A 10,779-nucleotide genomic window follows, 5' to 3' on the forward strand; every position below is an offset into this window, starting at 1 on the left:
GTGGGAAGAAAACTTTCTTACGCCCCGATCCTCCGCAGCGCTTCCGCGACCGTCACGATCGGCATGTCGCGCCTCGCGGCGGCCTGCAGCGCATGGCGCATCAGGTCCGGCGTGCAGCCATACGGGCTCGGCGCGTTGGCGACGTCATGACCGTAGAAGATCAGCCATCCGCCGCTCTCGACCGCCTCGTCGAAATAGCCATCGACACCCGTCGTATTGATCTCGCGATCGACCAGGGGCGAGGCCCGCAGGAACTGGAGATCGATGACGTCGCGATTGACGCCGGGAAGGATGCCGCGCGCCGAGCGGAAGGTCTTGGCGAGCTGCGGCTTGCGCCACACCGACGCGATGCCATAGGGGTAAGCAAAATTTTCGAGCGTGATCGAGGAATCGATGCCGCGAAAATGGCTGCGGTTTCGCTCGATCTCGCGGGCCATGGCGGTCTCGTCGAGATTGACCGCACTCTGGTGCGAGAAGGTGTGGCACGCAATCTCGTGCCCCGCCCGGTGAAGCCGCACGATCGCGTCGTTCGACAGGCCGTGCCAATGGTCCGAGGGACGATCGACCAGGCTGCCCGCGAGATAGAAGGTACCGCGGCCGCCATGCTGCTCCAGAAGCTCGGCGCCCTCGCCTGCGGCGCTATCGGGGGCATCGTCGAAGGTGAAGCTCACCATGGGCGCATGCGCGGGCAGACGGTGCGGCGCGGCACGAAAGTGCCGGGCCAGCCGATTGCTCACGCGTCCCTGGAGTGCCGACCACACGACTCGCATTTCCTGTCTGCCCCGCCGTCACTGAAGCATTCGTGCGCCGCTCGAGGCAAGCTACACACTTCGTTAGTCCTAACGTCGATGCCGTCGTCCCGACCTAACGTGCAAGCACCGACGCGTCGGTCCCCGCGCCGAGATATTGCAGCCAGTTCCGGAACAATGCCGCCGCGGCGCTGCCCGCGGCAATATCGGCACGCAAATTCAGCGCGGGCAGCTCGTTGCTGAGCGCGGGGTGGCGCTGGTGCCTTGCCTGTTTCTCGAAGCGGACCAGCTTCTCTTCGGTCGAAGCGTCAAAATAGCTCACGGGCAGATGCGGATAATTGTCGCGCTCACGCGCGAGATAACGGCCGATGTCGCGCAGATATTCACGCTGAAGCGACAGCGCGTCATATTCCGGATGGCCCTGGAAGAACACGAATCGGCTGGCATATTGGCGGACGAAGGTATCGACGCCGGCCTTTGCCGAACGCGTCAGCACCTGGTAGCCGGCCTCAACGAGGTCGCTCTCGGCGATCTCGTTGAGACGCGAATGCGAGACCTTGAGGGGAGCGGGCGCGGCCCGCGTCAGCGGATCCCTGGTCACGGCTTCGCAGTCGAAAATGCCGTGACATTTGGCCGGCAGCGGCCGCCGTTCGATGCGGTCGAGATGCAGCACCGCGGCATGCGCAGCGAGGCACGACCAGATCGTCGAGCGCGTGTTGACCTTGGCCCAGTCGATCAGCTCGGTGAGATCGCGCCAATACGGTTCCTGGTCGAGCTCAGGCGCGATCGGCTCGGCGCCGGTCACGATCAGGCCGTCGAACCTGTGGCGTCTGAGCTCGGTGAGTTCCGAGTATTCGCTCTCGACATGCCATCTCGCTTCCGGCGAGCGCTTCACCGAAGGCAGCGAGAAGCAGTGAAAGCGGATGCGGCGCGGACCTGCTGCGGCTTGCAGCAGCTTCATGAATTGCCGCTCGGTCGCCTTCAGCGCCGGATCCGGCATGTTGTTGATCAACCCGATCGTGAGCTCGGTGCCGCCGGGCTCGCGCGCCAGATCGCCCGCTCCCGGCACCAGCGCCGGGCTCGATATAGCTTGATCCCTGTCGATCAGGATCGTCATCGGCGCAGCCGCCTACTCCGCGGCCTGGAGGCGCGCGGACGGGCAGGCCTTTTCCAGTGCCTGATCGAGGTCCTCGATGATGTCCTGGCAATGCTCGATGCCGATCGACAAGCGGATCGTTTCCGGCAAAACGCCGGCGACCCGCTGCTGCTCCGCCGACATCTGCCGGTGCGTGGTCGAGGCCGGATGGCAGGCCAGCGACTTGGCATCGCCGATATTGACGAGGCGCGTGATCAGCTTCAGCGCATCGTAGAAGGACTTGCCGGCTTCCATGCCGCCCTTGATGCCGAAGGTGAACAGCGACGAGGCGTTGCCGTCGAGATATTTCTGCACCAGCGGATAATAGGGACTGTCCGGGAAGCCGGTGTAGTTGACCCAGGCCACGCGCGGATCCTTGCGCAGGAATTCGGCGACCTTGCGGGCGTTTTCGCAGTGGCGCTCCATGCGCAGCGCGACGGTTTCGATGCCCTGGAGCAGCAGGAAGGCGTTGAACGGCGACAGCACCGAACCCATGGTGCGCTGATAGATGCTGCGCGCGCGCTCGATATAGGCGGTGCGGCCGAAGCGCTCGGCATAGACGAGGCCGTGATAGGAGGCATCCGGCTTGTTGTAGCCGGGGAAGCGGTCGGCGTGCTTGGCCCAGGGGAAATTTCCGGAGTCGACGATGGCGCCGCCGAGCGTGGTGCCGTGACCGCCCAGAAACTTGGTCAGCGAATGCACGGCGATGTCGGCGCCGTATTCGAACGGCTTGAGCAGGATGGGCGTTGCAACGGTATTGTCGACGATCAGCGGCACGCCGTGTGCGTGGGCGACCTTCGCCAGTGCTTCGATGTCGCAGACATTGCCGGCGGGATTGCCGATGGTTTCGGCGAACACGGCGCGGGTGTTCTCGTCGATCAGCCTTTCGATTGCCTCGGGCTTGTCGCTCTCGGCGAAGCGGCCGGTGATGCCCTGCCGCGGCAGGATGTGCGAGAGCAGCGTATGCGTGGTGCCATAGAGCTGTGGCACGGAAACGATGTTGCCGCCGTGGTCGGCGACGTTGACGAAGGCGAAATGCAGCGCGGCCTGCCCGGTCGCGACCGCAAGCGCGCCGACGCCGCCCTCGAGCTCGGCGATACGTTTCTCCAGCACCGCGCTGGTCGGATTGGCGATGCGGCTGTAGCGATAGCCTTCGGTCTCGAGATTGAAGAGCGCCGCGCCGTGATCGGCGCTGTCGAAGGCGTAGGCCGCGGTCTGGTAGATCGGCACGGCAACCGCGTGCGTGGTGGCTTCGGGCTCGTAGCCGGCGTGAATAGCGATCGTCTCGTTGCGCATCGTGCCACCTCCGCGTGGAGCGGGCCGCACTTATTGGCCTGTATGAGGCATGTGCGTTGTCCGCCGTCCCTCTGTTAGAGGCGGGTGGTAAAGCGGACAATAATTCGTCTAGAGATCGAGGAAGTAACCCTAACGGTTGTTGGGGAATTGGCTAAAATTCAAGTCAAATTGGATTAATGAAGTTTTGCGGTTGGCGGCAGCGAACACGCTGCACTCCCTTCTCCCCTTGTGGGAGAAGGTGGCGCGAAGCGCCGGATGAGGGGTCTCCATCCATACGGCCAAGCTTGCGTTAGCGGAGAGAGACCCCTCACCCGTCTCGCCGCTGCGCGGCGAGCCACCCTCTCCCACAAGGGGAGAGGGAAACAACTTCGCTGCCCTATCAGTCCATCTGTTCCCACAGCCGATGGGCGAGCACGCCGGCGCGCTTCTCGATCGCGGCCGCTGCATCGAGCGCGAGATCCTCGCGATAGCGCCCGGCAATGAGCTGCACGCCGATCGGCTGGCCATCGTGCAGCGTCACCGGCACCACGGCGCCCGGCAGGCCCAGCACGTTGATCGCGGAGATGAAGCGGATCTCGCCCCAGAAAATCTCGCGCACGCGCTCGGGGCTGACAGTGTCCTCGCGCGGGCTAGGCGTCGGCTTCACCGTGGTCGGTGCCAGCACCACCGGATACTCCTCGAAGAACAATTGCCAGGCGCGAATGTGGCCGTTGCGCGCGGCGGTCGCCTGCATCCAGGCCTTGAGGTCGAGCACGTTGGCCTTGGCTTTCATGCCGCCCCACGCCTTGTGGAAGTCTTCCGACGTCACCTTCAGCATGCCGGCCTCCTGCATCACCATCGTCTCGTTGGTGATGATGTCGCACCAGGTCTGCCAGACGCCGTCGATGTCGGGCACATCGACCTCGCTGACGCGATAGCCGGAACGCTCCAGGTGATCGGCGGCCTGACGCAACGCCGCCGCGACGTGCGGATCGACGTCCATGTCTTCAGGAATCCTGGCGAGCGCGACCTTGATCGGCCCCTTCGGCTTCGGCCCGACCAGCGGCGCCGGTACCCACCAGGGATCGCGCGGATCGCGCTGGCTCATCACCTCCAGCGCGAGCCTGACGTCGGCGACGTGGCGGGCGAGCGGCCCCTGCGCCGACATCAGATGCGCCAGCATCGGCCGCTCGGCGGTTGCGCTTGCGTTGAAGGCCGGAATACGTCCCTGCGTCGGCTTGATGGTCGCAACGCCGTTGCAATGCGCCGGCCAGCGCAGCGAGCCGCCGATGTCGTTGCCGTGCGCGATGGTGCCTATGCCGGCGGCGACCGCCGAACCCGCACCGCCCGAGGAGCCGCCGCAGGTGATATTGGGATCCCAGGGATTGAGCGTCAGCCCGTGCAGGGGATTGTCGGTGAAGCCGCGGAAGGAGAATTCCGGCGTGTTGGTGAGGCCGATGATGATCGCGCCAGCCTTCTTCAGGTTGCGCACCACCGGCGAATCCGACGGCGCGATGAGGTCCTTGTTGGCGGGGACGCCATTGAAGTTCGGACGGCCCTCGTAGTCGACGTTCTCCTTGATCGTGATCGGTACGCCGTGCAGAAGGCCGAGCTCGCCGCCCTTCGCGCGCCGCTTGTCGGCCGCATGCGCCGCGGCCAGCGCCTCCTCAGAGAGATCGACGACAACCGCGTTCAGTCGCGGATTGACGGCCCGCATCCGCTCGAGATGCGCCTCGACGGTCTCGACCGCGGAGATGGCGCCGGAGCGGATTGCGGCTGCGGTCTCGACCGCCGACCATTGCCAGGCCGGGCCCTTGGGGCGGCGCGGTGCGGATGATTTGCGCGGAGCGGCCTGCTTGACCGGCTTGGTTGCAGCTTTCGCGACCTTGCCCTTGCGAACGGCGCTTGTCTTGCCGGAGGTCTGCGCTGCTTTCTTCGCAGCAGATTTCTTCCTGGTCGCCGTCTTCTTCGCCACGTCGCATCTCCTCACATTGCGCCGCGGAAGTTATGGAGGTCACGCGACCGTGTACAGGCGCGTTTCTGCATGGCGCGACTTCACGACGCGTTGTGGCGGCCGAAGGCGCGCGAGAGACGCTCATGCACCTTTGGGGCTTTTCCCACGACGCATGTACTGGTTGAATGATGGAATAAACTGCCGCATCGCGACCGGGTTTTGACGCCGCCATTTGGACAGCGGCAATTGGAGCGGACACGGGGCTGATGGCGGAGAGAGTGGGATTCGAACCCACGGTACGGTTTCCCGCACACACGCTTTCCAAGCGTGCGCCTTAAGCCACTCGGCCATCTCTCCGGAGCGCACTCTCTTGAAGGGGCGCCGGTGATTTTGCAAGGGATCGCGGGGAAATCGGATGATTTTTCCGTAAGATATTGTACTTTATAGACAATATCAGGCGCCACGGCGACGCTTGGAACCGGCCGCCCGCTGAACCGGCGGCGGGTTTGGCGCGACGATTCACTCAAGACCGTCAAACACGTCCGGGGGCACCATGACCATCCGCAACACCATTGCCGCGCTGAGCCTGATTTGGGCCCTTGCCGCTGCCTTCGCCGGACCGGCCGCCGCCCAGGTCTGCACCCGGCACGGGGTTGATGTCAGCTGTGACGACGGACGGCGCGGGATGCTTTCGGGCGATGCCATCCTCTGGCCGGACGGCACGCGCTCGAGCGCGACGCCGCATCAAAGCGTCATCATCGGCCACAAGAGCTCAGTGCATGTCGGGCCCGGCGTGTTCGTCGGCCAGGGCAAGGGCATGGTGCCGCTCGACGATCCGAACGCGCCGAACAAGCGGCAGTGTGCGATTCTGGAGGGCGTGTCGTACTGCTATTGAGGCTGTCGTCTTCGCCCCTGCCCTCGCTGTAAAGAACGGGGGAGAAGAAGACTAGATCAACCGCACGCCTGAGATCGCCGACTTGAGCCAGCGCAGCGCTTGCGGCGGCTGGTTGGCGAGCGGCGCGACTGCAGCCTTCTCCGTCCGGCACTTCTCCAGTTCAGCGACGAAATCCGCCGACCATTGCTGGATGGTGTGGCCGCGCAGCTTCTTCATCATCGCATCCCAGCGCATCTTGCGCTCGGTGAGCGGCATCGCCGCCGCGACGGCGATCGCGCGCGCCATGCCGTCGATGTCATGCGGATTGACCAGCAGCGCGGCGTCGAGCTCGTTGGCCGCGCCGGCGAATTTCGACAGCACCAGCACGCCGGGATCAGCCGGATTTTGCGCAGCGACGTATTCCTTGGCGACAAGGTTCATGCCGTCGTGCAGCGGGGTCACCACGCCGATCTGCGCGGTGCGATAGAGGCCCGCGAGCACGGCCTGGCTAAAGCCTTTGTTGAGATAGCGGATCGGTGTCCAGTCGGCCTCGCCGTGGCGGCCGTTGACGTCGGACACGAGCCGCGCGACCTCGTTCTGCAAATTGCCATAGGCTTCGATGGCACCGCGCGAGGGATTTGCGATCTGCAACAGCGAGATGCTGCGCGCAAAGTGCGGATGCTCGGTCCAGAGCCGATCGAACGCGCTGATGCGGTTGACGAGGCCCTTGGAATAGTCGAGCCGGTCGACGCCGATCGCGAGCCGTTCACCGTTGAGACTGCGGCGCAGCCGCGACACGTCCGGATGCGACGCCGATTTCGCCGCGTATTGCGCGAACTTCTCGGCGTCGATGCCGATCGGAAACACCTCGCAGCGCGTTCGGCCATGCTGCGAGATCGCAACGCCGTCTTCGACGGCGAGGCCGAGTTCGCCCGCGACATAGCCGAGAAAATTCTGGCAATCGTCATTGGTCTGGAAGCCGATCAGATCGTAGGCCAGCATCGCCGTGATCAACTCACGATGATTGGGCACGCCCTGCATCACCGCGGCGACAGGCCATGGCGTATGGAGGAAGAAGCCGATCGGATCGTCGACGCCGAGATCCCGCAACTCCGCGCCGAGCGCGAGGAAATGGTAATCCTGCACCCAGAACGCGGTTTGCGCTTTCCGGAAGCGCATCAAGGCGCGCGCCATGAAGGCGTTGACCTCGCGATAGCTGACATAGTCGTCGCGCGAGACGCGGATCAGATCGCTGCGCGAGTGCAGCGCCGGCCACAGCGCCGAATTGGCAAAGCCCTCGTAATAGCCGCCATAGTGCGCCGCCGGCAGATCCAGCGTCGCAATCGCGCCCGAACCCAGTGCTTCGATCTCGGCGAACGGCTCCTTCTGATGACCGTCACGCACACGGCCCGAGGATCCCACCCAGATCGCGCCCGAATGTTCCACAACGGGTAGCAAGGCCGCCGCGAGACCACCCGTCATGGGCTCATTGGGCTTGCCGCGCGCGACGCGATTCGAAACGACGACTAAGTTCACAGGTCGTCCCCTCCTGTTTCATTCCACCCCATTTAACTGCCGTTCATCAATATGGTTCCTGATCATCCTTTGCACCAATTGAAACCAAAATCGGGCGTGCGCGTTGGAACCGGTTTACCTCCAGGCAACCTGACGATTTCGCTACACAAAGCCGGATTTGGAACCGTGGCGCGCGCAGCATGAAGCGACGCGCTGGAGGAATTACGCACGCGATATGTGGCTCCGAGATGTCGGTGCCTTATTCCAACCTTGAGTCGTCGAGCAGCCGCGCAAGGAACGTGCGCACATCGTTCGGGGCGTCGAAGTGCCCGTTGACCCCCATGGCGCGGCGACCAACCGAAAAAGAGAGCCCGTTCATGTCGGGCATGATCGCGAACACGGTCTCATCGGTAACATCGTCGCCGATGAAGATCGGGCGGCGTCCCCTAAAAGGCTCGTGCTTCATCAACTCGCGCACGCCGGTCGCCTTGGTAAAACCGGAATGCTTGATCTCGCAAACGAACTTTCCGGGCAGCACCTCGATCGGCGCATTGGGCAGGTCGGCGCGGATCAGCGAAACGGCTTCGTAGATCGCTTTCTCCGCATGCGGCGCAAGGCGGTAGTGCAGCGCCAGCGAATAGCCCTTGTCTTCGAGCAGAATGCCGGGACTGAGCTTGGCCACCGCCGCGAGCCGCCGCTTCAGCTCCTTATCCAGCGGCGGCGCGCTGACGGCATCGGCTTCGTTGTCAATGGAAAGCCGCATCTCGGCGCCGTGGCCGGCGACGGCGCGAAAGACATCGGGCGCGAAGATCAGGTCGATGTCGTTGAGCGAACGCCCGCTGACCATCGCCAGCGCGCCCGACGTACGCTCCGTCAGCCGGTTCAGCGTTTCCGACAGGCCTGGCGGCACCCACACCTCACGCGGCGTCGGCATCAGGTCGAGCAGTGTCCCGTCGATGTCGAGCAGGATCGCTGTTTCATTGAGATGCGGCACGAGTGCGTGGGGCACCGGCACCGCATCGGGCGCTTCATCGTCGACCATGGTGCGCTTTAGATCCAATTCAGCCAGTTCCGATTTCATAGTCTACTCCATGGACGCAAGCGGCCGCGCGATTTCTTCGAGCGATCTGCGTTCCGCCGAGATGGCATAGCGCCACGCCACGATCGCGGCCGCGATCATCAGGAACGCCCCCAGCAAATAGCCTGCGAATACGCTCGTGCGTGATCCCGTGTCGATCAGCGCCCCGAACAATGCGGGGCCGATCACGCCGCCGATGCCGGTGCCGACCGCATAAAACACCGCGATCGCGAGCGCGCGGACTTCCAAGGGAAAAGTCTCGCTGACGGTGAGATAGGCGGCGCTCGCGGCGGGCGAGGCAAAGAAGAAGATCACCATCCAGGCGATGGTCTGCCCCTGCGCGCTCAAGGCGCCGATCGAGAACAGATAACCCGACAGCGCCAGCAACACGCCCGACGCGCCGTAGGTGAACATGATCATGGTCCGGCGGCCGAGCGTATCGAACAGGCGGCCGAGCAGCAGCGGACCAAGGAAATTGCCGGCGGCGAAGGGAAGCAGATACCAGCCGACATGATCGGCGCTGATCCCGTAAAAGTCGGTCAACACCAGCGCAAAAGTGAAGAAGATGGCGTTGTAGAAGAAGGCCTGCGCGATCATCAGCACGAGACCGACCATCGCGCGCTGGCGATAGACCGAGAACAGCGTGTGCACCACCTCGCGGATCGGCGTGTGAGTCCGCATTTTCAGGCGGATCCTGGCGAAACGCGCGTCGCTCGTATCCTGGCCGTGTCCGAGCACCGAGCGCTCGACCTCGTCGACGATCGCGTGGGCCTGGTCGGGACGGCCGTGGATCATCAGCCAGCGCGGACTCTCCGGAATCCACATCCGCATCAAGAGCACGACGAGGCCGATGGCCGCGCCGATGAGATAAGCGAGGCGCCAGCCGAGATCGGGGCCGATCACCGCGGGATCGAGCAGCACGATGGCCGCCACGGCGCCCATGGCGGCACCGATCCAGAAGCTGCCGTTGATGACGAGATCGGTCCAGCCGCGATAGCGCGCCGGCACCAGTTCCTGGATGGTCGAATTGATCGCAGTATATTCGCCGCCGATGCCGGCGCCGGTGAGGAAGCGAAACAGCGCGTAGCTCGCGACATTCCATGACAGAGCGGTCGCGGCCGTCGCCGAGAGATAGAGCGCGAGCGTGATGAAGAACAGCTTCTTGCGGCCGATGCGATCGGTCAGCCAGCCGAAGCCGAGCGCGCCGAGCACCGCGCCCGCGAGATAGGCTGAATTGGCTATGCCGAGATCGAGATTGGAGAAATGCAGGGCGGGACTTTGCTTCAGCGCGCCGGAGAGGGCGCCGGCCAAGGTCACCTCGAGGCCATCCAGAATCCAGGTGATGCCGAGCGCAAGCACGACGCGGGTGTGAAACCCGCTCCACGGCAGCGCGTCAAGCCGTGCAGGAATGCTGGTTTCGATGATGCGATCGGCCGCGGCCACCGTGGAGACCACAGGTCCATCGTTCGGCGCTGGGCTTCGCTGCAATTCCATCGCGTTGTTGCATCTGACCAATGGACATGGCCCCGGTTCACATGGCGTGGATGGGGGCGATCCGATCAAGGGAGTGCGGCATTCCGCCTGCCACCTGCGACAACGTCTGCGGCAGGGGCGGGTTCCAGCAGGAACGACCGCTGACGGCGCTGGTTTTCGGTGGAGCCGCAAGGAGTTGACGCATGGCTCATGCCAGAAAGACGACACATTCTCGCAAAACATCGGCGCGCAAGAGCACCAGACGCGCCGCACCGAAGCGCTGGTCACAGCGCGTGACGAAAGAGAGCGACGCGCTCGACCTCAAACAAGGCGTGTTCAAGCTGACCAGTGCGAAGAAGATCGCGGCTTCGTTGAAGCGCTCGGCCGAGCACAGCGCGCGTCGCAAGACCGGCGCCTACCGCTCGGCGCTGTCGATGCTGACGTTCTACATCAACCGCGCCGGCAAGACGCTGCCGCAGACGCAGCGCACGCGGCTGGAGCGGGCAAAGGTGGAGCTGAAGCGGGCGTTCGGGAGGGAGTGAGCGCCAGGTCGTCCTGGACAAGCGCAGCGCCGATCCAGGACCTATTACCCCAGGGAGCGGTTTGGCGATGACTCGGAGTTGGCAGTTCGCCCGGCAACTCCGCCTTGGGGTAATGGGTCCCCTGAGTTCACAAACGAAGTGCAACACTTCCATCTGGAGGTGTTGCCATGGGGCGGACTTACAA

Annotated in this window: 9 protein-coding genes and 1 tRNA gene; 2 read left to right on the forward strand and 8 right to left on the reverse strand. The window is 64.2% G+C overall.

Features of this window, described 5'->3' with window-relative positions; genetic code table 11:
• Positions 1-17: 17 nt before the first annotated feature.
• The 5 genes from AC0L3B_RS18925 to AC0L3B_RS18945 all read right to left on the reverse strand — a co-directional run bounded on the left by AC0L3B_RS18925 (position 18) and on the right by AC0L3B_RS18945 (position 5,470).
• Complete coding sequence (locus AC0L3B_RS18925) at positions 18-761, reverse strand: polysaccharide deacetylase family protein (RefSeq protein WP_026232410.1); 744 nt, start codon at positions 759-761, stop codon at positions 18-20.
• Between the two features lie 103 nt (positions 762-864).
• Entirely contained in the window at positions 865-1,866 is a 1,002-nt protein-coding gene (metA, locus tag AC0L3B_RS18930; protein ID WP_018452864.1) for a homoserine O-succinyltransferase MetA, read from the reverse strand.
• A gap of 12 nt (positions 1,867-1,878) precedes the next feature.
• Entirely contained in the window at positions 1,879-3,180 is a 1,302-nt protein-coding gene (locus AC0L3B_RS18935) for an O-acetylhomoserine aminocarboxypropyltransferase/cysteine synthase family protein (protein ID WP_247473693.1), read from the reverse strand.
• A gap of 379 nt (positions 3,181-3,559) precedes the next feature.
• Positions 3,560-5,134: an amidase family protein gene (locus AC0L3B_RS18940; RefSeq protein ID WP_473380889.1), complete on the reverse strand. Its 1,575-nt coding sequence runs from the start codon at positions 5,132-5,134 to the stop codon at positions 3,560-3,562.
• A gap of 246 nt (positions 5,135-5,380) precedes the next feature.
• Positions 5,381-5,470, reverse strand: a tRNA-Ser gene (locus AC0L3B_RS18945).
• Positions 5,471-5,666: 196 nt separating this feature from the next.
• Here AC0L3B_RS18945 and AC0L3B_RS18950 point away from each other — a divergent pair.
• A complete protein-coding gene (locus AC0L3B_RS18950) occupies positions 5,667-6,008 on the forward strand; it encodes a hypothetical protein (RefSeq protein ID WP_018452861.1) in 342 nt (113 codons plus the stop codon).
• Positions 6,009-6,059: 51 nt separating this feature from the next.
• Here AC0L3B_RS18950 and AC0L3B_RS18955 read toward each other — a convergent pair whose 3' ends face one another.
• The 3 genes from AC0L3B_RS18955 to AC0L3B_RS18965 all read right to left on the reverse strand — a co-directional run bounded on the left by AC0L3B_RS18955 (position 6,060) and on the right by AC0L3B_RS18965 (position 10,074).
• Entirely contained in the window at positions 6,060-7,523 is a 1,464-nt protein-coding gene (locus AC0L3B_RS18955) for a trehalose-6-phosphate synthase (RefSeq protein ID WP_085348221.1), read from the reverse strand.
• Positions 7,524-7,761: 238 nt separating this feature from the next.
• Positions 7,762-8,583: a trehalose-phosphatase gene (gene otsB, locus AC0L3B_RS18960; RefSeq protein WP_368506877.1), complete on the reverse strand. Its 822-nt coding sequence runs from the start codon at positions 8,581-8,583 to the stop codon at positions 7,762-7,764.
• Positions 8,584-8,586: 3 nt separating this feature from the next.
• Entirely contained in the window at positions 8,587-10,074 is a 1,488-nt protein-coding gene (locus AC0L3B_RS18965; protein ID WP_166517464.1) for an MFS transporter, read from the reverse strand.
• Between the two features lie 182 nt (positions 10,075-10,256).
• Between AC0L3B_RS18965 and AC0L3B_RS18970 the strand changes: the two genes are divergently transcribed.
• Positions 10,257-10,595: a DUF3175 domain-containing protein gene (locus AC0L3B_RS18970; protein WP_354170343.1), complete on the forward strand. Its 339-nt coding sequence runs from the start codon at positions 10,257-10,259 to the stop codon at positions 10,593-10,595.
• The last annotated feature ends 184 nt before the right edge of the window (positions 10,596-10,779 follow it).

This window comes from Bradyrhizobium sp. Kon56 (genome assembly GCF_055807635.1).